Origin of the sequence: Haloferax gibbonsii, from assembly GCF_001190965.1 — an archaeon.
GTDB lineage: Archaea > Halobacteriota > Halobacteria > Halobacteriales > Haloferacaceae > Haloferax > Haloferax gibbonsii.
On record NZ_CP011947.1, the window covers coordinates 1,995,080 to 2,018,123 of the forward strand.

Genomic DNA, 23,044 nt, shown 5'->3' on the forward strand with positions numbered 1-23,044 from the left:
AGATAGGGGCTGGGGTCGGCGAAGGTGATGTGGAACGGTGGGGCGCGGGGGAGCACCGACGCCCGATGTACCCCCGTCGAACCGGACGGTGCTGCTGGAAACAACACCGTCCTTACCATCGCGGGTCGGTGTTCGGGTATGCGAGAGACGAACCGCGAGTGGATGTTTGCCGAGCGCCCCGAGGGCGAACCGGACATGGACAGTTTCGAACTCCGCGAGGGCGAGATACCGGACCCGCGACACGGGGAACTCCTCGTCCGCGTGCGATATCTCTCCGTCGACCCGTACATGCGCGGGCGGATGCGAGACGCGGAGTCGTACGCCGAGCCGTGGTCGGTCGGCGACCCGCTGCAGGGCGGCGTCGTCGGCGAGGTCGTCGAAAGCGAGAGCGACGCGTACGACGCCGGCGACCTCGTGACCGGAAACGGCACGTGGGCCGACTACACCGTCCTCGACGCCGGCGAGGTCGCACCCGTCGACCCCTCGGTCGCGGACCTCCCCGCGTACCTCGGCGTGCTCGGGATGCCCGGCCGGACGGCGTACTTCGGCCTGCTCGAAGTGGGCGACCCCTCGCCCGGCGAGACGGTCGTCGTGTCCGGCGCGGCCGGTGCAGTCGGCTCCGTCGTCGGCCAGATTGCCAAGTTCAACGGCTGTCGCGTCGTCGGCTTCGCCGGCTCCGACGAGAAGGTGTCGTGGCTCACCGACGACCTCGGCTTCGACGCCGCGATCAACTACAAGGACGTCGACGACTACCGGGCGGCGCTCGACGACGCCGCGCCCGACGGGGTCGACGTGTACTTCGACAACGTCGGCGGCCCCATCACCGACGCGGTGTTCACGAAGCTGAACCTCGACGCCCGCGTCGCCGTCTGCGGGCAGATCGCCCACTACAACGACGAGGGCGTGCCGACCGGCCCGCGAAAGCTCCCACAGCTCATCGCGCCGCGCGCGAAGGTGCAGGGACTGCTCGTCGGCGACTACGCGACGCGATTCGGCCAGGCGAGCGAACAGCTCGGCTCGTGGGTCGCCTCGGGTGACCTCGAACACCGCGAGACCGTCGTCGACGGGCTGGAGAACGCGCCCGACGCGTTCCTCGGGCTGTTCTCCGGCGACAACATCGGCAAGCAGGTCGTCGCCGTGTCCGAGCCCTAACTCGGCTTCGACGTCGGGCATCGTCGGGGCAACACCCCCCAACTGAGAGTCGATGTCGAACACGCGTCGAGCGGCCGCGCCGGGTGGGACGCGACAGCAGAGGCGGTCAACACCGCGGAACCGAAGTGATTATATTGGTTTAGGCTAGCCTAAAAATGAATGCCAAGTGATGACAACGGACGCGACGGTCCAACGCGGCGAGACTACGTGAAGTACGGTGGCGCAATCATTGGCGGCGGGTTACTTGCCGGCTGCTCGCAGCGCGACCCGGCCGCGACGCAGACAGAGACCGCAACGGAGACCGCGACACCGACGGCGACCGAGACGGCCACGCCGGAAGACACGTCGTACACGGTGACGATGGCCCCGGCCGGCGATGTCGAGTTCGACGCCGTTCCGGAGACGTGGATGGCGTACTACAGCAACTACGGCGACATGGGAATCGCCCTCGGCAAACTCGATTCGCTGCAGGCGCTCGTCTACCGCGAGGGGTGGCCGCTGCAGTTCTACGACACGCTTCCCGGCGTCGACGTCTCGTTCGATGGCGTCCGCCAGCTCTCGTCGGGGACGTTCGACAAGGAGGTGTTCTACGAACTCGACGCCGACGTGCACCTGCTCGACCCCCACTTCGTCAGCCTGAAACACGACGGGTTTTCGGCCGCGGACTTCGACGAAATCGCGTCGAACGTCGGCCCGGTGGTCGGCAACTACATCCGGCGGCACGGCCAGGACTGGCACGACTACGAGTACTACTCGCTGTACGAGGCGTTCGAGAAGGTCGCCGAGGTGTTCCACGAACGCGAGCGCTACGAGGGGATACGGTCGGTCCACGACACGCTCATCGCCGACATCCAGGCGAACCTCCCCCCGGAGAGCGAGCGCCCCGAAATCGGCCTCATCTCGTCGTTCTCCGACTTCTCGGGCGGGTCACTCGACGCGTATCCCATCGGCGCCGGAAACGGGAAAAAGCAGTATCAAGACCTCGGCATCGTCGACGGGTTCGGTCCCCACATCGACGGGAGTTACGCCAGTTGGGACTACGAGCAGTTGCTCGAAGCCGACCCGGACATTCTGGTCTTCCCGTACGGCTTCGCCAGTCTCTCGCACAGCGAGTTCGAGACGCGGATGGACCAGCTTCGCGACCACCCACTCGGCCAGCAGCTCACCGCGGTGCAAAACGACCGGCTCTACCGCGGCGGCACGTCGTATCAGGGGCCGATACTCAACCTCATCCAGACCGAAATCGTCGCCAAGCAGTTCTACCCCGAGCAGTTCGGCGCGTGGGACGGCATCGAGACCCTTCACGACGAAGACGCACAGCTGTTCGACCACCAGCGCGTCGCCGACATCATCACCGGAGCGGAGTCGTAGGCCGACTGTTCAGCTCGTGTCATTCATTTTTAGTCCTGCCTAAACTTCGAAGCACCTATATCGGTTTAGGTGGGCCTAATCCGTATGAAAGAGACCGACGAGAACGCGGGTCCGACGCGGAGAGACTACGTGAAGTACGGTGGCGCACTTCTCAGTGGGGGCCTCCTCGCAGGCTGCGCCGGGCAGTCGGGCGATACGACGTCGACGACGGCGACCGAGACGGCCACGGAGACCGGAACCGAGACGGACGCCGCCGAGACGACGACCGAGGCGGCCGAATCGAGCTACACGGCCGAGCTGTCGCCGGTCGGGACGGTTACGCTGGACGAGCCGCCGACGAACGTGTTCACCCACTTCCCGTGGTTCCCGGACATGGCGAGCGCGCTCGGACAGGGCGACACCGTCAACAACCTCTGGTGGGACGGCACCGTCGCGGGCCTGGAGTACTTCACCGCCGGCTTCGACGACTTCGACATCGAGTGGGCCGACGCCGCGGGCGAGTACGGCTTCACGAAAGAGCGGCTGTACGAACTCGACAGCGACCTCCACCTCGTCGACCCGGCGTGGGTGTCCACGCAGGACAACTGGAACCAGTCCGACATCGACGAGGTCGCGGACAACATCGGCCCGTGGTTCGGCAACTACTACAGCAACTTCAACGCCGCACCCCCGGAGGAGTGGGCCGACGGCTACGAGTACTACGACCTCTGGGAGCTGTTCGACCGCGTCGCGTCGCTGTACGGCGAGCGCGAGCGCTACGCGGCGCTGCAGTCCGTCCGCGACGACCAGCTCACGACCGTCGAAGACGGGCTTCCGGCCGAGTCCGAACGCCCGACCGCCGCGTACCTCTCTCTCTCAACGGACCTCTCGAGCATCTACCTCCTTCGCCTGAACGCGCCCGGTTACTGGAACGCTCACACGCGGCCGCTCGGCGCGGTCGACGCCTTCGGCGACGAGGAGTTCACGGGCCCGTTCCAGGAAGTCGACATGGAGGCGTTGTTGGAGGCCGACCCCGACGTGATTCTCACGCTGTGGACGGTCACCGAAACCGTCGATTTCGACGGGCTGAAGCAGAACCTCGAAGACGACCCGGTCGGCCGCGAACTGGCCGCCGTCCAGAACGACCGCGTCTACCCGCAAGGGACCCGGTGGCAGGGGCCGCTGATGAACCTGTTCCAGACCGAGATGACGGCCAAACAGCTCTACCCCGACCAGTTCGGCGACTGGCCGACCTACGAGGACGGCGACGACTATCCGGACTTCGGTGCCGACGAACAGCTGTTCGACCACGAGCGGGTCGAAGAGATCATCGCCGGCGAAAATCTGTAGGGGCGTTTCCTCGTCAGTCGTCGGTCGACGAGGGCGAGCCGCGACGGTCGCCGGCGTCGCCGGGGGCCGCGCCAGGCTGGTAGGTGATCTGCCAGCCGGTCACGCCCATGAGGAGCAAGACGAGCGGCGACAGGAGGCCGAAGAAGTAGTACGGCGCGTACTCGAGGGTTCCGACGCCGAGCGTGCCGGCCATGAACAGCGCCCCACTGTTCCACGGAATGAGCGCGCTCGTGGTCGTCCCCGCCGATTCGATGGCCCGCGAGAGGTTCTCGCTTTGGAGTCCCTGTTCTTCGTAGAGGTTCCGGAGCGTGATGCCCGGGACGACGATGCTGATGTACTGCTCGGCGGCGAGGACGTTCATCGACACCGCGGAGACGGCGGTCACGCCGGTCAGGCTCGCGACACCGCGGCTCAGTCGGCCGAGGTGGTGTGCGAGCACGGCGAGGATGCCGGCGCGTTCGAGCATCCCGCCGAGCGACAGCGCCGCGATGGCGATGGTGACCACCCACGCACCGCCGATCATCCCCTCGCTTGCCAGCAGGCCGTCGACGAGTTCCATCCCGGTCGACGGCGAGGTTCCAGACTGCGCGATGGACCACACGGCTCCGAACGCGGTTCCCTGCATCACGACCGAGGTAATTGCACCCGCGAACACGCCCGCGCCGAGCGCCGGCAACGCAGGAACGCCGTAGAGCGCGAGACCGAACGTGATGATGAGCGGGGCGAAGGTGAGTACCGATATCGCGTACGACCCGGTGAGCGCGCCCTGAATCTCGGCGATTCGTCCCACCGGGATGTTCCCGGAGGCCTGGACGCCGAGGACGGCGTACAACACGACGGCGATGCCGAACGCGACGAGCGAACTGTCGCGCATGGCGTTGACGTGGTCGAACAGGTCGGTGTTCGTGACGGCGGCCGCGAGGTTCGTCGTGTCCGAAAGCGGCGACTGTTTGTCACCCATGTACGCTCCTGAGAGGATGGCCCCCGCGGTCATCGGGGCTGGAATCCCCAATCCGGCACCGATGCCGATAAACGAGACGCCGAGCGTGCCGGCGGCCGTCCACGACGACCCGATTGCGAACGTGACGATCGACGCGAGCACGGCCGTGATGGGCAGGAATATCGTCGGCGTCAGCAGGTCGAGGCCGTAGTACATCAGGCTCGGAATCGTCCCCGCGGCGACCCACGTCGCGATGAGCGCGTAGACGACGAACATGATGAGGATGACCTGAATCCCCATGTGGAGGCTGTCGGTGATGCCGTCGTAGAGGTCCGCCCAAGAGATGCCCAGCCAGTACCGACTGAACAGTCCGGTGAAGGTGATGCCCCAAAACAGCGGGAACTGCGGGTCGAGGCCGTAGACGACGATGCCGACGCCGAGGAAGACGAGCATCCCGAAGACGGGGACCAACGCTTCGAACAGCGAGGGTCGCTCGTCGGCGTCGAGTTCCTCGTACAGGCGGGGCTCGAACGCTAAGCCCATCGTGGCACCTCCGTCGGTCGCCGTCTGTCGCCCGACCGTCTCGTCGGGGTTCCGCCGACGTGTCCGCCCGAGACCGGGCCGGCGCGGTCGGCGCGTGCCGTCGTTCCGCGTTCACCGACCGTCGTTGGAAGCCGATACGTGCGCGCTCGCACCCGGCCCACCGCGGGCGCGTCCCGGCGGCGGCCAGATGGTTGACAATCCATACCACTCGAACAATCATGAATGACCCATATAAATTTTTATTTGGAGATTTTGGCGTGTAATGTTTGAGAAAGACAAACATGATTGCATCTATAGCAGACAAACGGCGTTGTCAGACGAATCGCAGTTTGATATAACAGAACTAATGGCACCCCACCGAGTTCGGGTTCGTATGGACGACAGTCGCCCCGCGGACGGCCCGCGTCGAATCAAATCCGTACAGACGGCGAGCGAGATTCTGGCTGCGATACAGCGACGGCCCGACCCGACGTTCAGCGACGTCTGCGACGAACTCGACGTCTCGAAGGGGACCGTCCACACCTACCTCGCGACGCTCGAAGAAGAAGGGTTCGTGGCGAAGGTCGACGGCCGCTATCGCCTCGGCCTGCGACTGGTCACGATGGGCGAAACCGTGCGCAACGAGACGCCGCTGTACCGCGCGGGCCAACTCGAGGTGGACAAGCTCGCCGACACGACCAACGAGTACGTCCACCTGACGGTCGTCTCCCGCGGCAAGGAGGTGACCATCTACGAGAGTCGCGGCGACAACGCGGTCGCGACGGACTATCATCTGCGGATGCGCGAGGCCCCACAGTACCTCCATTGTACGGCGACCGGGAAAGCGATGCTCGGTCACTTCGACGACGACCGCGTCCGCGACATCATCGACGACCAGGGACTCGTCGAGCAGACCGACAACACCATCTCCGACTCCGAACGGCTGTTCGACGAACTCGAGCGGATTCGCGAGCGGGGTTACGCGGTCAACGACGAAGAGGAGCTTCGCGGCATGCGCTCTATCGGCGCGCCGATTCGCGGCGTCGACGGCGACGTCTGCGGCGCGGTCAGCGTCACTGCGCCGACGAGTCGACTCTCGGGGGACCGCTTTCGCTCGGAAATCCCCGAACTCGTGATGCAGGCGGCGAACATCATCGAGGTGAACCTCGAAACGACCACGTTCGACCCATCCCGGTGACGCGACCGGTTTGACGATTCGAAACCCAGCGCGACCCCGTCGCGTGGTGACTCTCCTCACGAGAGACGTTCTCGGCGTGGAACGCCGTCGATTCGCGACCTGCGACGTGTTCGTGCCCATCGGAAATTGTTCGGTATTATCAAACAAATCCTGAAGAGAATCAGACGATTGGTTATCCAGAGTCGTATTTGGGGGCGGTACTAATTTTTCTAGGTAGTTTTATGTTACATTGTCCACCAGAGTGTTCGTATGGATCGAGACTCAGTCGAGCCGACCGTCACGTCGCTCCCGGGACCGAAGGCCTCAGAGTGGGTCGAGTATCATCAGTCGACCGCCGCGACGAGCACCTACGTCTACGAGTTCGTGTGGGACATCACCAAGGACGCCGTCGGACCGTTCTGTACCGACCCCGACGGCAACGTCTTGCTGGACTTCACGAGCCACGTCGCGGCCGCCCCGCTCGGCTACAACAACCCCGAACTGCAGTCCCGCCTCGACGACCTCGACCTCGTCGACCCGATGAAAATCGCGGGCCAGGACTTCTACGTGAGTACCGGCGGGACGCCCGAGTCGTCGTCGCTGCCCGGACCGGCCCACCTCATGGACCGCCTGACCGACCTCACCGACCACTACGGCCTCGACACGGTGTTCCTGTCGAACTCCGGAGCCGAGGCGGTCGAAAACGCCATCAAAATCTGTTACGACGCCTGCGAGGTCCCGAAGTACGGCATCACTTTCGACGGGGCGTTCCACGGTCGCACCCTCGGTGCGCTCTCGCTCAACCGCTCGAAGTCCGTCCACCGCCGCAAGTTCCCCGAGGTGAGCGGCATCCACGACGTGCCGTATTCGATGGCGGGCCTCGAGACGCTGCGCGACAAACTCGACGACACCCACGGTCACCTCCCCGCCGATCAGGTCGCGTTTCTCATCCTCGAACCCGTTCAGGGCGAAGGCGGCTACCACGTCCCGAGCGAGGAATTCATGCGCGAGGTGCAGGCCATCTGCGACGAACACGATATCCCCGTCATCGCCGACGAGATTCAGTCCGGCGTGGGCCGGACCGGCGAGATGTGGGCCTCGGACCACTACGACCTCGAACCGGACGTCATCACCAGCGCGAAGGCGCTCCGGGTCGGCGCGACGGTGGCGAACGAAGCGCTGTTCCCGGACACCGAAGCGCGCCTGTCATCGACGTGGGGCGCGGGCGACATCCTCGCGTCGATTCAGGGCACGCTGACGCTCGACGTCATTCAGGAACAGGACCTCATGGCGAACGCCACTGAAAAGGGGACGCGGTTCCGTGCGGACCTCTCGCGGCTCGCCGAACGGACCCCCTGTCTCACCGACGTGCGTGGGCTCGGGCTGATGACTGCCGTCGAATTCGACACCAAGGACCGTCGCGACGCAGTCCTCAAGGCCGCCCTGTCTGAGGGCCTTCTCACGCTCGGCTGCGGCAAGCGGTCGCTTCGCCTCCTGCCGCCGCTCGACGTGACCGACCGCGAACTCGACCTCGCGCTCGAGTGCTTCGAAGCCGCCCTCGACAGCGTCGCGAGTCACCGCGTCAGTTCGACCTGAATCGATTTCGCGGTGCTGATGACCTGCCCGGTGATGTCCTCTTCGAGATACCGGCCGGTGAGTCTGCTCGCCGGTCCACAGACCCCGATGGCCGCCGCTGGCGCGCGCTCAGTCAGGGCGATGGACGTCCCAACCCCGATAACGCCCGCTGACTGTTCTTCTCTGCAAAACGAGATGCCGTTCTCGCGGATCGTCCGGAGTTCGCCCCGAAGCACGCCGCGGTCGGTAATCGTCTCTCCCGTCTGTGCGACGAGGCCGCGTTCGTCGACGATGTCGCCGACGCGCTCACGGCCGAGCGACGCGAGCATGGCCTTGCCGGGGGCCGTGACGTGAAGCGGGATGCGGGTTCCACACGCGTACGCCGGTTCCCAGTCGTTCGGCCCGTGAGCCATGTACGCGCAGATGCCGACGCCGTCTTCCTCGACGAACAGCGTCGAGACCTCGCCGGTGACTCGCGCCAAGTTATCGACGTGCTGTCTCGCGGCGGCGAACACGCCGAGGTGCGACCGGACCTCCTCTCCGAGGGCTAACAGCCCCATCGACGCGAGATACTTGCGGTCTCGCTTCGTCACGTAGCCGAGTTCCGAGAGCGTGTTGAGGTGCGTGTGTACGACGCCCTTCGAGAGTCCGACGTCGGCCGCGAGTTCGGTGACCCCGAGCGCCTCGTCGGACGCGACCAGCCGCTCGAGGATTCGAAACGAGTTCATCGTCGCGTCGACCGTCGTTGTCCCCGTCATCTGTGTAGTGCTATGAGCTATCACGCCTATATAGAAATTGTTTTTCAGAGCAGAACACCGAGCGGCGTCGGCGACGCACCGATGATGCCCACGATTGTTAATTATTATAATATATACAACAGATGGGTGGCAATAGATACCTCGTTTTGCTCTGCAGAACAATCTGAATCGCTCGTTTTCGGGCTGTATAACTCCTCAAACTATAATTTAGATTTCTCTACCCGGGGTTTTATCAATCAGTTTTGGAACGGCTTGGCACGGTCGAACCAATGAAGACTGCTCAATTGACTGACACACAATCGGTAGCGATAACCGACACAGCGCGACCGCACCCCGCCGCGGACGAGGTGCTGGTCGAGATACACGCCTGTGGGGTCTGTACGACCGACTTGCACATGTATCACGGCAACCTCGACGTCGAGTTCCCGACGGTGCCCGGCCACGAGAGCGCGGGCGAAGTCGTCGCTGTCGGTTCGGACGTCGACGCCTACGAGGTGGGCGACCGGGTCGCTATCAACCCGTCGGTGCCGTGCCACGAGTGTCGCGCCTGCAAGGCCGGCCGGGAGAACCTCTGTCACGACCTCACCTCACTCGGCGGTGCCGCGAAACACGTCATCGACGGCGCGTTCGCGGAGTACGCGGCCGTCCCCGTCGGGAACGTCGAACCCATCGGCGACCTCGAGTACCGGACGGCCGCGTTCGCCGAACCCCTCGGCTGCGTCATCAACGGCGTCGACCAGGCCGACCTGACGAGCGGCGAGACGGTCGTCGTGGTTGGCGCGGGCTTCATCGGCCTGCTTCTCGTCCAGGCGCTCCGGGCGAGCGGCGCGGGGACTATCGTCGTCTCCGAGCCGGTCGACGAACGCCGAGCGGTGGCCGAGGCGGTCGGTGCCGACCACACCATCGACCCGACCGTCACGGACCCGACGACGGTGATTCCGAACCTCGTCGGCGACGTCGACATCGCCGTCGAGGCCGTCGGCCTCCCCCAGACCATCGCGCAGGCGCAGTCGCTCACCGGGCCGGGTGGCCGGACGCTCATCTTCGGCGTCCCCCCGACCGACGCGACGATCGAACTCTCGCCGTACGAGCTGTTTTTCGAGGAACGCGAGCTCGTTGCGAGCTACTCGCTCACGCCGGACACGTTCGCACGGGCAGTTCGGTTGCTCCAGAACGGCCGCATCGACGTTGACACACTCGTCACTGACGAGTTCGGTCTCGCCGGCCTCGAAACCGCGTTCGACCAGATGGAGGACAACCGCGGGCTGAAGAAGATCATCTACCCCGCCCGGTGACGCGCACGACGTGACTGCCCACTGACCGACACACCACACCACATCACATCACCACCAATGACGAACGACCACAACCGACGAAGCTTCATCAAGACGGCGGCGGCCGCGGGTCTCCTCGGCGGACTCGCCGGCTGTACCCGCGGCGGCGAACAGGCACAGAACAGCGGCGGCTCGACTGACGGCGGAGGGAGCACCGACGGCGACACCTCGACTGGGTCGTCGTCCGAACCCGTCATCCCGCTCAGCGAGTACGACGCCGACATCGACTGGGCGCAGTTCGAGGGCTCCCAAATCAACATCGGTGCCGTCCAGCACCCGTGGGTCTCGGCCATCAAGCCGGCAATCCCCGTCTTCGAGGAACTCACCGGCATCGACGTCGTCTGGAACATCCTCCCCGAAAACCAGTTCCGGACGAAGCGCCAGACCGACGTGAGCACCGGCGCTGGCCAGTTTGACGTCTTCTTCATGGACCAGGTGGTCAACCAGTACCGAAACGAAGGCTGGCTCCAGCCGCTCGACCCCTACTTCGAAGACGAGAGCCTGTACGACGAAGCCTGGTACCAGCCCGACGACCTCTTCGAGGCGTCGCGATGGCAAGCCCACGGCGGCGGCTTCAGCGACGACTGGACCGGCCTGCCCATCACCGTCGAAGTCCAGACCCAGTTCTACCGGACCGACCTCTACGAGAAACACGACCTTGAGGTCGCAGAGACGCTCGAAGGGTTCCGACAGAACGCCCAGACGATTCACGAAAACGAGTCTGACGTCGTCGGTACCGTCGGCCGCGGACAGAAGGGCTACGGCATGAACATCTTCATCCTGAACATGCTCCTCCGCGAGATGGGCTCTTCGCTCTGGACGGAGTTCCCGACCGACTCCGGGCTCGACTCGTCGGGCGTCATCGACGCGGCGACGTGGTACACGAACCTCCTGCGGGACTACGGCCCCGACGGCGCGTCCACGCAGTCGTGGTCCGACGTGCTGTCGACGATGCAGGAGGGTCGCGCGGGTCACATCGTCGCCGACGCGAACCTGTTTTGGCCCGGCCTGACCGGCTCGGAGTCGTCGATCGCCGACACCGTCGGCATCGCGAAGGCCCCGAAGCCGGCCGACGGCGAGTTCGCACCCAACGCGTACAACTGGCAGATTTCGACGTCGAAGAACGCGGCGAACTCGAAACAGGCGTTCCTGTTCATGCTCTGGGCCACCTCGGAGCCGACGAACACGTGGATGCATCTCCACAGCGACGCCGCGTTCTCGGTCCGGCAGTCGGTCTGGGAGAACGACGAGTTCCGCTCGCAGGTCGGCGAGGAGTTCGCGCAGGTGACCCTCGAATCGCTGCAGGCGGCGTCGCCGGACCCCTTCGACCGGAAGTACCCCGAGTGGGGACAGCGCTACTCCGAGGAACTCCAGCGCGCCCTCGCGGGCCAGAAGTCCCCCGAGGCGGCGATGACGACCGCCGCCGAGGTCGCAGAGGAAATCTACAGCGAGTGACGCCATGAGTACGCACACACAGACCGAAACGTCGACGACGAGGGAGACGGGAGTCGCCAAGCTCCGGGCGCTGTGGAACGACTACCTCCCGTACTGGTTCGTCGCGCCGATGGTGCTGGTGATGCTGCTTATCACCTTCTTCCCCGGCGCGTACGACCTCTATCTCAGCGTCATCGAGGAACCCACGTTCGACGTCTTCGCGGCCGAGTTCGTCGGTCTGAGTAACTACGCGACGGCGTTCGGCCGCGGCGGCGCGCTGCACTCGTTTATCATCACGGTGACCGTCGTCGTCAGCGCGCTCGCCCTCGAGAGCGTCCTCGGGTTCGGCCTGGCCGCGCTCGTCGCCGGCGTGGAATCCGAACGACTGCAATCGTTCTACCGGGTGCTGTTTATCATCCCGATGGCCGTCGCGCCCGTCTCGCTCGCGACCATCGGTCGCATCATGCTGAACAGCGAAATCGGGGTCATCCCGTACCTCATCGAGGCGACGACGCCCTTCGCGGCCCCGGCGTTCCTCTCGGAGATTCCGCTGTTGACGGTGGTCCTCCTCGACACCTGGAACTGGACGCCGTTCATGTTCATCATCTTCTACGCCGGCCTCTCGTCGGTGCCCGACACGCTCATCGAGGCGTCGAAGGTCGACGGCGCGCCGCTGTGGCGTCGGTACCTCCACGTCATCATCCCGTACATGAAGCCGGTGGTGTTCGTCGCCACGCTCATCCGGATGATTGACCTCTTTCGGACGTTCGGCGTCGTCTACGGGCTGACCCAGGGCGGCCCGGGGACGGCCACCCAGCTCGTGAGCATCAACATCTACGAACAGATGTTCATCAACAACTCGCCGGGCGTGGCGGCCGCAATCGCGGTCGTCTACCTCGTCTTCGTGGTCGCCATCGCGAACATCGTCATCGCCAAGGTCGGTTTCGAGGGGGTGTGGGACTGATGGCGTCCGAGAACCAGTCTCAGTCCCAGTCCCAGTCGCCCGTCGACACCGGGTCGCAGCGCCTCGACAACGACACCCGCGAGACGCTCGTCAGCGTCGCCCGCCACGGGCTTCTGTTGGCGTGGTCGTTCGTCGTGCTGTTCCCGCTGTACTGGCTGGCGTCGATGTCGCTGAAGCCGCCGGGGAGCGCGAATTCGTTGCCGCCGGACTGGCTCTTCCTGCCGACGGTGTACAACTACATCCGGCTCGCACAGGACGGCGCGTTCCTCGCGGCGTTCGCCAACAGCGTCGTCATGGTGTCGGCGTCGGTCGTGCTCGTGTTGCTCATCGGCGTGCCCGCGGCGTACGTCCTCTCGCGGTACGACATCCCGATGGAGCGGGACGTGCTCGTGTGGATTCTCTCCTCGCGGATGCTCCCGCCCATCGCCGTCGTCATCCCGTTTTTCGTCATCTTCCGGGAACTCAACCTCTTCGACAGCCGCATCGGGATGGTGTTCATGTACGTCAGCATCAACCTCTCGCTCGTCGTCTGGGTGATGAAGGCGTTCTTCGACGGCATCCCCGAGACGCTCGAAGAGGCCGCTCGCGTCGACGGCGCGACCCGGTTCCAGGGCTTCCGCAAGGTCGTCCTGCCGGCGGCGAAACCGGGCATCTTCTCGGTCGCGATTATCAGCTTCATTTTCGCGTGGATCGAGCTCCTGTTCGGACTCGTCTTGACGAACTTCAAGGCGGTCCCGGTGACGCTGTTCGTCTACTCGTTTATCGGCTCTCGGTCCATCGAGTGGGGGATGCTCGCCGCGGCCTCGATGGCGATGATTCTCCCGGTCGTCGTCTTCCTCGTCGCGGTGAACAAGTACCTCGCCGCCGGGCTGAGCTTCGGCGTGGTGATCAAAGAATGACCAGTCACTCACCCGGCCGACGACCGTCGGCACGACGGCGCGCATCGCTCGCGAACCATACCCACACCACCACCGACAACCATACCCACGCGGCGGGGGCAGACAGCCGCACCACGAACACGGAGACACACTCATGGCCAGTATCACGCTAGACGACGTAACGAAGGAGTTCGGCGACGGGGGCGACGCGGTTGTCGCCGTCGACGACGTATCGCTCGACATCGAAGACGGCGAGTTCGTCGTCTTCGTCGGCCCGTCGGGAAGCGGCAAGTCCACCCTGATGCGGATGGTCGCCGGACTCGAAACGCAGACCGACGGCGACGTGTACATCGGCGACCAAATCGTCAACCAGCTCGGCCCTCGCGCGCGAGACATCGCGATGGTGTTCCAGAACTACGCGCTGTACCCGAACATGACCGTCGAGGAGAACATGTCGTTCGGGCTGAAGATGTCGACCGAGCTCTCGGCCGACGAAATCGAAGCGACGGTGACCGAAACGGCCGAGATGATGGGTATCGAGTCGCTTCTGGACAACACGCCCGGCGAGCTTTCGGGCGGCCAACAACAGCGCGTCGCGCTCGGCCGCGCCATCGTCCGCGACCCGAACGTGTTCTTGATGGACGAGCCGCTGTCCAACTTGGACGCGAAGCTCCGGACGACGATGCGGACCGAAATCAACCGCCTCCAGAGCGACCTCGGCGTGACGACGCTGTACGTCACCCACGACCAGACCGAGGCGATGACGATGGGCGACCGCCTCGTCGTCCTCAACTACGGCGAACTCCAGCAGGTCGGCACGCCGCTGGCGTGTTTCTACCGCCCCGCGAATCGGTTCGTCGCCGGCTTCATCGGGTCGCCGTCGATGAACTTCTTCGAAGGCGAGGTCGCCGACGGCACGCTCGTCGCCGACGGGTTCGAATACGATCTCTCGGAACGCATGCGGGCGAACGTCGGCGACCGGACCGCAGTGACACTCGGCGCGCGCCCGGAGGATTTCACGCTCTCCGAAGACTCCACAGACAACGGCTTCGAAGTCGTCGTCGACGTTGTCGAGCCGATGGGAAGCGTCTCGTACGTGTACGTTCGAGCGGTCGCGGCGTCTCACGACGAGACGTTCGTCGTCGAAGTCGACGGCCAGCAACCCGTCTCCGAAGGCGAGCGGCTGTACGCCCACGTCGAAAGCGAGGATACACACCTCTTCGACACCCAGTCCGGCGAAACCATTCATCAGCGGACGCTCACCGACGACGCGGAACACGCCCTCTCACAACCTCTCGAGAACGCGAGCGCGGGCGCTGACTGAGCCTCGTTCGTGCCGACAACGACCGACTCACGCTCACGGCCCCGCCGCCGCCGCCCGGACGCTCCCCCCTCCCATTGAAGTATCCGCTCCCGGTTGTGCGACCATGCACATCACGGACTACGAACTGTTCGCCGTGCCCCCGCGGTGGTTGCTGCTCAAACTGGAGACGAGCGACGGCCTCGTCGGCTGGGGCGAGCCCATCGTGCAGGGTCGCCTCCGGACGGTCCGGGCTGCGGTGGAAGAACTCGTGGAGGTGTACCTGCTGGGTGAGGACCCGCTTCGCACCGAGTACCACTGGCGAAAACTCTACCAAAGCGGGTACTACCGGGGTGGCCCAGTTCTCATGAGCGCGCTGTCCGGTATCGACCACGCGCTGTGGGACATCAAAGGGAAACACTACGACGCCCCGGTGTACGACCTCCTCGGTGGCCACGTCCGCGACCGGATTCCCGTCCACCAGTGGGTCGGCGGCGAGACGCCGGAGGAAGTCGCCAAAGAGGCGATTCAACGGCGCGACCAGGGCTACCGGGCGCTCAAGATGAACGCGACTACCGAGTTCGGCCCGCTGGAGCCGCCGGCCGCCGTCGAGACCGCCCGCAAGCGCGTTGCCGCCGTCCGCGAGGCGCTCGGCGACGACCTTCACCTCGGCGTCGACTTTCACGGACGCGTCTCGAAGTCGATGGCGTCGCGACTGGTCGAGGCGCTCGAACCCTACGGTCTCATGTTCATCGACCAGCCCGTCGGTCCCGAACACTCCGAGGCGCTCGCTTCGCTCGCCGAGGGGACGACCACCCCGCTCGCGACCGGCGAGCGATTCTACTCTCGCTACGATTTCAAGCCGCTGTTGACCGAGGGGGCGGTGTCGGTCCTCCAGCCGGACGTCACCCACGTCGGCGGGATTACCGAACTCCGGAAGGTGATGACGATGGCCGAGGCGTTCGACGTGTCGGTCGTCCCCCACTGTCCGTTGAGCCCGGTCGCCTTCGCTGCGAACCTCCAGGCCGTCTTCGCGTCCCACAGCGCCGTCATGCAAGAACAGGACCTCGGGCTCCACGACCCATCCGAGAGCGTCGGCCTCGCGTATCTCGACGACCCCCACCAGTTCGACTTCTCCGAGGGCTTCGTCAAACGGCCGACCGGGCCGGGACTGGGTATCGACGTGGACGAAGCGTACGTCCGCGAACGCTCCCGCGGCGAGGTCAACTGGTACAACCCCGTCTGGCACCACGACGACGGCCGACTCGCCGAGTGGTGAGCGGGTGGTGTTCGTCAAGCACAACTCGCCGTGACCCCGGTCGTTTGGCAGTTCTCTCTTGCGTCAGATTTGGTTTTAATTCACAATATTATCTGACTGGTTGACTGAGAGAAGCCCACATTGTGGCGATTCTTGGATGATTATGTGACTAATTATGGATTCACCTTTTATTTTAGAAATCAACCTAGAAAGTCGGGATACTAGCCTATTCTTCTGTATTATTTGGCCAATAGCGGTGTAATTCTTATTTGATAGGTTTTATAACAAGACAGAAATAGAAAAATAATCTCCAAGACATCTATCTGCCTCTTTTCTAGTGACTGGCTCCGATTCTCTCATTGTTGTTCTCTTAATACACTACTATTGGCGGACCTGCGTGCGTCGCCCCCATCCCGAATTGGTGTTTGCCAGAGCCTCCTCCGCCCAACGAGCGAGGCTCACAACAGCGTCGAGAGCCCCGTGAAAATCCCGTAGCTCAGTCCGAACGCGAGCGCGAGCGAGCCGACCCACGCGAGGACCGTTTTTCCGATTTTGCCCGTGCTGACGTCTCCCTGTCCGGCGACGCCCGACCCGATAATCGCCGAGACGATAATCTCGTTGAACGAGACGGGAATCCCGAAAAAGACCGCCGTCTGCGCGATGATGAAACTCGGGATGAGCGCCGCAATCGAGCGACGTGGCCCGAGCGAGGAGTAGTCCTGCGAAAGCGCCTTGATCATCCTCGGCGCGCCGGTCCACGACCCGATGAGCAGGCCGACCCCGCCGAACACCAAGACGCCGGTAATCGGAACCGCGGTCGTCGGTTGGTCGCCGAGAAGCGGCAACAGCGGGCCGATAGCCAGACCGACTTGGCTCCCGCCGGCGGAGAACGCGACGAGTCCGCCGAGTACGAGCAGGAAGTGTCGCTGTGCGGCCAGGTAGTCGTTCTGCACGTCCCGGTGGAGCACCCACGCGGCGACCGTCGCCACGAGGAGCGTCACGAGCACCGTCGCCGTGAGAGAGGACGCCTCGAAGGCGCGGGCGGCGGCACCGACGAGCGAGTCCTGTCCGCTTCCCGGGGCGAACACCGTGAACTCGACGTTGGCGAGGATGGCACCGACGAGCCCGGCTAATCCCGGAATCAAGAACCGCTCGGGCGTTCGGTCGTGTCGCAACAGCCACGCCGTCGCGAACGCGATGCCGCCGCCGACGAACGGAACGGCCACCCACAGCGTGACGATTTCGACGTACTTGTCGATTGCCGGCTGGCCGCCCATGGCGAGGCCGACGCCGACGACCGCGCCGGTGACGGTGAAGGCGGTGGCGATGGGGTAGCCCGCGAAGATACCGATGCCAACGAGGAGCGCCGCGGTCAACAGCGCGACGATGGCGGCGACAGCGGAGAGTCCCGCCCCGTCGGGGAACACGACGAGGTCGTTTCCGATTGCGCCGGTGACGTTCGCCCCCTGTAATATCGCGCCGGCGAGACCGAGCAGGCCGACGAAAAAACCCGCGCGCATCACGGAAATCGCGTTCGCCCCGACCGCGGGTGCAAACGGCGTCGACCCCGACGAGCCGGCACCGATTGCCCACGCCATGAACAAACTTGCGACTACGGCTATGACGACTGTTGCGAGCCCGCCGAACGCGACCATATAGCAGTCGAGTCTGCCGGCCTCATATTGAACTTACTGTTCGGCCTGGAAATCGCCAGCCACGGTCGCGAGCGCGGGGGCGGACTGCCCCACACGAGGGTCACTCATACTGGTCCATCACGTAGGAGAGAAGCGGCGCGATGTCTCGCGGTTCGGCGTCTTCGAGCAGTTCGAGTCCGAGTGCGACGACGAGCGGGTAGTAGTGCCGGAGTTTCTTGAGGTCGGCGTCGTTCGACCGCTTCGACTCCAGACTGTGCTCTCGGAACACCAGCTCCAACTCCTCCCGAAGCGACTCGGGTAGGTAGATGGTTATCCCGACCCACTCGGACTTCACGTCGAGGTCGTCGTTCGGGAGCGTCGTCTGCTGATTGGACCTGTTGGTCCATTGCTTTGCGAGGCCGGCCGGCGCTTCTTGATGTTCCAGCGGGCTCTGCTCCTGAGACTCGGCTGGGTCGTCGTCGGTCATGCGTGAGGGGTTCCTGCGGCCGCGTCCGTCCCGAATGTCGCTTCGACTGGCATGTTGTATTACCCGTATTACTCTCGATGGCCCGTCGATAAAACAGTTTGGCCCACACCGGGAGGTACTTTGATATGGGTTTCACAGCATCGTTCAGTATGACCAGCCAGCCACCATACATGGACTCAGACCGGTCGACTGAGACACGGGTCGCTGACCTGCTCGGGCGCATGACGCTTCGGGAGAAAGCCGGGCAGATGGTGGGGCTGCACGTCGGCTCGTTTTCGGTGCTCCAACGCGAGGACCCTCGAACGACGACGGTAGAAGACGCGAAAGACGCGATCAGAGACCACTTTGTCGGGTCGGCCACGCCGTTCGGCACCGGATTTTCGCCGTACAACACCGCCGTCGTCGCGGGCCGGGTCGCGAATCAACTCCAGCGCGTCGCAGTGAACGAGACGCGGCTTGGCATCCCGCTTCTCATCCCGGTGGACGCGATTCACGGCCACGCCCACATCGAGGGGGCCACCGTGTTCCCGCACAACCTCGCCATGGCGGCGACGTGGAACCCCGACCTCGTCGAGCGCGCGGCGCGAATCACGGCAATCGAGATGGCAGCGACCGGGGCGAACCAGAACTACGCCCCGACCGCGGATGTCGCTCGGGAACCGCGGTGGGGAAGGACCTACGAAACGTACGGTGAGTCCTCGCCGCTCGTCGAGGAGTTCGTCGCGGCGGAGACGCGCGGCCTCCAAGGGGCGTCGCTGGACGGCCCCACGTCGGTCGCGGCAACGGTGAAACACTACCCGGCAAGCAGCGAGCCGACCCGCGGCGAGGACACGGCCCCCGTCGATATCTCGATGGGGACGCTTCGACGCGTCTTTCTCCCGCCGTTCGAGCGGGCCATCGACGAGGGTGTTGCGGCGGTCATGCCAATGTACAACGCGATCGGAAACGAGCCCGCGCACGCCTCGAACTTCTACCTGACCGACCTCCTCAGGGAGCGCCTCGGGTTCGAGGGTGTGACCTGTTCCGACTGGCTCGGGGTCTGGATGCTCGCCGAGCGGCACCAGACGGCCGCCTCGTTCACGGAGGCGGTCGAGCAAGTGACGACTGCCGGCCTCGACGTCGCGTCCGTCGGGGGCGTCCAGCACGCGGAAACACTCTGTGAGTTAGTCGAATCCGGGCAGCTCTCGGAGTCACTGCTCGATCGGAGCGTCCGGCGAATCCTCACGTTGAAGTTCGAGCTCGGCCTGTTCGAAGACCCGTACGTCTCACCGCGATCCGCGATTATCGACGTCGGCTCCGACGAGCACCGGCGCGTATCCCGTGAGGCCGCCCGAGAGTCCGTGACGCTCCTGCAGAACAACGATGAGACGCTTCCGCTGGCCGATGTCGACGACCTCTTCGTGACGGGACCGAACGCCGACTCGCTCGATAATCTCCTCGGCGGCTGGACGGTGTTCGGCTTCGACGAGAACGAAGGCTCGACCGTTCGAGACGGCCTCGAACACGTCGTCGACGACGGAACGACGGTGACATACGAACCGGGAGTCTCGTCGGGCGAACTGACGGACCGAGACGCTGTCGCGAGTCGCGCCGAACACGCCGATGCGACGGTCGCCGTCCTCGGGGAACCGTGGTATCTCCACGAGTTCGGCCCCGAGTCGTTACGCGGCGAGAACGGCGGCTTCCCGCAACGGAACTCGCTGGAACTGCCACCGGCCCAGCGAGCACTGCTGGACGTCGTGACCGCGACTGAGACGCCGACTGTCCTCGTGCTCGTCACCGGACGACCGCTGATTCTGACCGATGTGCTCGACCAAGTAGACGCGGTCGTCGTCGCGTTCTTCCCCGGCCTCGAAGGCGGTCGCGCGATTGCCGACGTGCTGGTCGGGAACACGAACCCCTCGGGTCGCCTGCCGATTACGTTCCCCCGAGCGATGGGCGACTTCCCCGTGCGACACGACTGGCTTCCGCATCCGAGCCCGTTGGGGATGGACGAACACCTACCGTCGTACGACCCGCTTTTCGAATTCGGCTTCGGCCTGAGCTATACGGAGTTCGCGTACGACGCACTCGAGGTGTCCGATGAGACCATCGTGGATGGCAACGCAGTGACCGTATCGGTGACAGTGACGAACAGCGGCGACCACACGGGAACCGAGACGGTCCAGCTGTTCGGCGAACACCGCTACAGTTCCGTGGTCACGCCGGTCCGGGAATTGAAGGGATTCTCGAAGGTCACGCTCTCGGCGGGCGAGACGCAGACGGTAACCATGACACTCACGGCCGACGACCTCCGAGTCGTCAAGCCCGACGGCACTCGGTCGCTCGAATCCGGCACGTACGAACTGTTCGTCGGCGACTTGAATCGTGAGCTGACGATAGAGTAATGCTGGTATTACTAACTTCCCATGGACGTCCTGCACGGACTTTCGGACCCGAACAACACCCTGATACGCACCGCACGTCGCGAGGACGTGAACCAGTATTACACGAATATGCTTGTAATCTTAGGGCGTAACACGCGCTCATCTCGCCGCGTCTCGAGTTGATGTGTTACCGCTGTGTACGACGATTTCGTTTTAGAAATGCTAGTAATACTCTCATTACAATGGTGTGGACGACCCCTCCAAACGAACGGGAACCTGTGGTGTTTCGAGGCGAGAATCGGCACTTCCGCCACGAACGCTCGGGTTTGATGTTGGATTCGATCCGCGAATCCAGTCCTGCGCACCGTCGAGTAATACTAGTCATATCACCAATCGTTTTATGCGGGTTTGCCGGGACCTCACCACAGGAATGGCAATCGCCAAAGCTGACGTTGAGTCGCTAGTTGAGGAACTCACGCTCGAAGAGAAAATCCAGTTGGTCCACGGTGCGGTCGACCCCGAGGGGACGGCGACGGGCTACCTCCCCGGCGTCGAACGACTCGGGATTCCGGAACTCCGATTGGCCGACGGGCCGCTCGGCGTCCGCGTCAACGGCGCGCCCGCCACGCTGTTTCCCGCGTCGATTGCCCTCGCATCGACGTTCGACCCGGAACTCGCGCGGGAACAGGGCACCGCCATGGGACGCGAGGCGAAGGCCCGCGACCAAGACGCACTGCTCGGCCCCGGTCTCAATCTGATTCGCGTGCCGCACTGCGGACGGAACTTCGAATACTACTCCGAAGACCCCGTCCTCACGGCCGCGTTCGCCGGTGCGTCCGTCGAGGGAATCCAGTCGGCTGACGTCATCGCGACGCCGAAACATTACGTCGCCAACAACCAGGAACTGTACCGGGCGTCGGTGAACGTGAACGTCAGCGAGCGCGCGCTCAGGGAGTGTTACCTCCCCGGGTTCGAGGCGGCCGTCGACGCCGGCGCCGGGTCGATCATGACCGCCTACAACAGCGTCAACGGCTCGTTCATGAGCGAGAACCGGCCGCTCGTCACCGACGTGCTGAAAGGCGAGTGGGGCTTCGACGGCTACGTCGTCTCCGACTGGTTCGGAGCCGTTAGCACCGTGAGCTCGGCAAATGGGGGGCTGGACCTCGAAATGCCGGGCGTTTCCCGCGACGAACTCTGGGAGATGTTCGACATCGAGCCACCCGAAGACGACGACGACACCGTCTTCGGCGAAACCAAGGACGTTTCGGACGGGATGCCGGACATGACCAACACCGGCAACTTCGCCGAACCGCTCCGCGAGGCGGTCGAACGAGGGGATGTCCCGCGAGCGCGGCTCGACGACATGGTGACGCGGATTCTCCGGCAGATGGAGCGCATCGGTGCGTTCGACGAGGACCGATCGGAGGTGTCGGCCGAGGACGATGGCCACCGAGAACTCGCCGAGACCATCGCCGCTCGCGGAGCGGTCCTGCTCGAAAACGACGGTGTGCTCCCGCTCGCGGACGACGTGGACATCGCCGTTATCGGCCCCGGCGTCGAGGAGATCTCTACGGGCGGCGGGTCCTCGGAGATGGACGCGCTCCACGAAGTCCCGACGGCGACGGGAATCGACGCACGCGCGAACGGGACCGTCACCGTCAAACGCGGCGTCCCTCCCATCGAGAAGGTCTCGTTCTTCGGCGGTGACGACGAGGACGACGACCAGCAACCGGAGCCCACCCTCGACGATGCGGTTTCGGCGGCGGCGGACGCCGATATCGCGGTCGTCGTCGTCGAAGACGCCGCCGCCGAGGCGGTCGACCGCGACGACCTCACGCTCCCCGGCGGGCAGAACGAACTCGTCGAAGATGTGGCGGCGGTCAACGACAACACCGTCGTCGTCGTCCAGTCGAGCGGCCCCGTCGAACTCCCGTGGCGCGACGACGTGAGCGCGATTCTCGAATCGTGGTACCCCGGGCAGGCCGATGGTGACGCGCTCGCGGCCGTCTTGTTCGGCGACGCCGACCCGTCCGGACGGCTCCCGGTCACCTTCGCGAACGAGGACGATTACCCGGTGACCGACGACGCGACGTTCCCGGGAACCGACGGCGAGGTGCAGTACGACGAAGGCCTGCTCGTCGGCTACCGATACTTCGACGCGACCGACGCCGACCCCGTCTATCCGTTCGGACACGGCCTGTCCTACGCGGCGTTCGAATACCGCGACGCGGAACTCGTCGACGACCGTCGCGTCGAGGTCACCATCGAAAACGTCTCCGACCGGACGGGCCGCGACGTGGTGCAGGCGTACGTCCGACCGTCGAACGCGAGCGACGACCGGCCCGTCCGCGAACTCGGCGGCTTCACCGCCGTGGAACTCCCGGCCGGTGAGACGGTGACCGTCGACGTCGACCTCGACGACCTCGCGTTCTCGGCGTACGACGAAACCGCGGGCTGGACCGCCCTCGAAGGGCCGTTCACCATCGAAATCGGTCGGTCGGCGCGGGATATCGAGTTTGAAGTGACGCTGTAAGGAGTCGGGCGGAGCAGCGTCTGCCGTTCGTC

At 64.6% G+C, this 23,044-nt stretch carries 17 protein-coding genes; 13 read left to right on the forward strand and 4 right to left on the reverse strand.

Annotated features, from left to right (window positions below):
• Window positions 1-138 precede the first annotated feature (138 nt).
• The 3 genes from ABY42_RS10290 to ABY42_RS10300 all read left to right on the forward strand — a co-directional run bounded on the left by ABY42_RS10290 (window position 139) and on the right by ABY42_RS10300 (window position 3,852).
• Window positions 139-1,152, forward strand: coding sequence for an NADP-dependent oxidoreductase (locus tag ABY42_RS10290; protein WP_050459385.1), 1,014 nt, complete (start codon window positions 139-141; stop codon window positions 1,150-1,152).
• A gap of 159 nt (window positions 1,153-1,311) precedes the next feature.
• Window positions 1,312-2,523 (forward strand): ABC transporter substrate-binding protein, encoded by a 1,212-nt coding sequence (locus ABY42_RS10295; RefSeq protein ID WP_050459386.1) that lies wholly within the window; start codon window positions 1,312-1,314, stop codon window positions 2,521-2,523.
• An 84-nt stretch (window positions 2,524-2,607) separates the two neighbouring features.
• Window positions 2,608-3,852, forward strand: coding sequence for an ABC transporter substrate-binding protein (locus ABY42_RS10300; protein WP_050459387.1), 1,245 nt, complete (start codon window positions 2,608-2,610; stop codon window positions 3,850-3,852).
• A 13-nt stretch (window positions 3,853-3,865) separates the two neighbouring features.
• On the opposite strand, the gene arcD is transcribed toward ABY42_RS10300, so the two are convergent.
• Window positions 3,866-5,335, reverse strand: a complete 1,470-nt coding sequence (gene arcD / locus ABY42_RS10305) for an arginine/ornithine antiporter ArcD (RefSeq protein ID WP_050459388.1) — start codon at window positions 5,333-5,335, stop codon at window positions 3,866-3,868.
• Between the two features lie 373 nt (window positions 5,336-5,708).
• On the opposite strand from arcD, the gene ABY42_RS10310 reads away from it, so the two are divergent.
• Both ABY42_RS10310 and ABY42_RS10315 read left to right on the forward strand, forming a co-directional pair.
• Window positions 5,709-6,512, forward strand: a complete 804-nt coding sequence (locus ABY42_RS10310) for an IclR family transcriptional regulator (protein ID WP_050459389.1) — start codon at window positions 5,709-5,711, stop codon at window positions 6,510-6,512.
• 249 nt (window positions 6,513-6,761) lie between these two features.
• Complete coding sequence (locus tag ABY42_RS10315; RefSeq protein WP_050459390.1) at window positions 6,762-8,087, forward strand: class-III pyridoxal-phosphate-dependent aminotransferase; 1,326 nt, start codon at window positions 6,762-6,764, stop codon at window positions 8,085-8,087.
• Here the strand turns inward: ABY42_RS10315 and ABY42_RS10320 are convergent.
• On the reverse strand, window positions 8,066-8,824 hold the full coding sequence (locus ABY42_RS10320) for an IclR family transcriptional regulator (protein ID WP_050459391.1): 759 nt from the start codon (window positions 8,822-8,824) through the stop codon (window positions 8,066-8,068). The two genes, ABY42_RS10315 and ABY42_RS10320, sit on opposite strands and share 22 nt — an antisense overlap.
• A 269-nt stretch (window positions 8,825-9,093) precedes the next feature.
• Between ABY42_RS10320 and ABY42_RS10325 the strand changes: the two genes are divergently transcribed.
• The 6 genes from ABY42_RS10325 (at window position 9,094) to dgoD (ending at window position 16,013) form a co-directional block, all read left to right on the forward strand.
• The gene (locus ABY42_RS10325; protein ID WP_050459393.1) at window positions 9,094-10,119 is read left to right on the forward strand and encodes an alcohol dehydrogenase catalytic domain-containing protein; all 1,026 of its coding nucleotides are present in this window, start codon (window positions 9,094-9,096) and stop codon (window positions 10,117-10,119) included.
• 57 nt (window positions 10,120-10,176) lie between these two features.
• Window positions 10,177-11,613: an extracellular solute-binding protein gene (locus ABY42_RS10330; protein ID WP_050459394.1), complete on the forward strand. Its 1,437-nt coding sequence runs from the start codon at window positions 10,177-10,179 to the stop codon at window positions 11,611-11,613.
• Between the two features lie 4 nt (window positions 11,614-11,617).
• Window positions 11,618-12,556 (forward strand): carbohydrate ABC transporter permease, encoded by a 939-nt coding sequence (locus ABY42_RS10335; protein WP_050459395.1) that lies wholly within the window; start codon window positions 11,618-11,620, stop codon window positions 12,554-12,556.
• Complete coding sequence (locus tag ABY42_RS10340; protein WP_050459397.1) at window positions 12,556-13,455, forward strand: carbohydrate ABC transporter permease; 900 nt, start codon at window positions 12,556-12,558, stop codon at window positions 13,453-13,455. The genes ABY42_RS10335 and ABY42_RS10340 overlap by 1 nt, the downstream gene beginning before the upstream one ends.
• Window positions 13,456-13,588: 133 nt before the next feature.
• Window positions 13,589-14,758 (forward strand): ABC transporter ATP-binding protein, encoded by a 1,170-nt coding sequence (locus ABY42_RS10345; protein WP_050459398.1) that lies wholly within the window; start codon window positions 13,589-13,591, stop codon window positions 14,756-14,758.
• A 103-nt stretch (window positions 14,759-14,861) separates the two neighbouring features.
• Window positions 14,862-16,013 carry a galactonate dehydratase gene (dgoD, locus tag ABY42_RS10350; protein ID WP_050459399.1) on the forward strand — a complete coding sequence of 384 codons (1,152 nt, stop codon included), beginning with the start codon at window positions 14,862-14,864 and terminating at the stop codon, window positions 16,011-16,013.
• 437 nt (window positions 16,014-16,450) lie between these two features.
• Here the strand turns inward: dgoD and ABY42_RS10355 are convergent, their stop codons facing one another.
• Together ABY42_RS10355 and ABY42_RS10360 are read right to left on the reverse strand one after the other, a co-directional pair.
• Window positions 16,451-17,647 (reverse strand): inorganic phosphate transporter, encoded by a 1,197-nt coding sequence (locus ABY42_RS10355; RefSeq protein ID WP_050459400.1) that lies wholly within the window; start codon window positions 17,645-17,647, stop codon window positions 16,451-16,453.
• A gap of 100 nt (window positions 17,648-17,747) precedes the next feature.
• Complete coding sequence (locus ABY42_RS10360; RefSeq protein ID WP_050459402.1) at window positions 17,748-18,113, reverse strand: hypothetical protein; 366 nt, start codon at window positions 18,111-18,113, stop codon at window positions 17,748-17,750.
• Between the two features lie 170 nt (window positions 18,114-18,283).
• On the opposite strand from ABY42_RS10360, the gene ABY42_RS10365 reads away from it, so the two are divergent.
• Entirely contained in the window at window positions 18,284-20,500 is a 2,217-nt protein-coding gene (locus tag ABY42_RS10365; protein ID WP_050459403.1) for a glycoside hydrolase family 3 N-terminal domain-containing protein, read from the forward strand.
• A 409-nt stretch (window positions 20,501-20,909) separates the two neighbouring features.
• Window positions 20,910-23,012, forward strand: coding sequence for a beta-glucosidase (locus tag ABY42_RS10370; RefSeq protein ID WP_050459404.1), 2,103 nt, complete (start codon window positions 20,910-20,912; stop codon window positions 23,010-23,012).
• Window positions 23,013-23,044 lie beyond the last annotated feature (32 nt).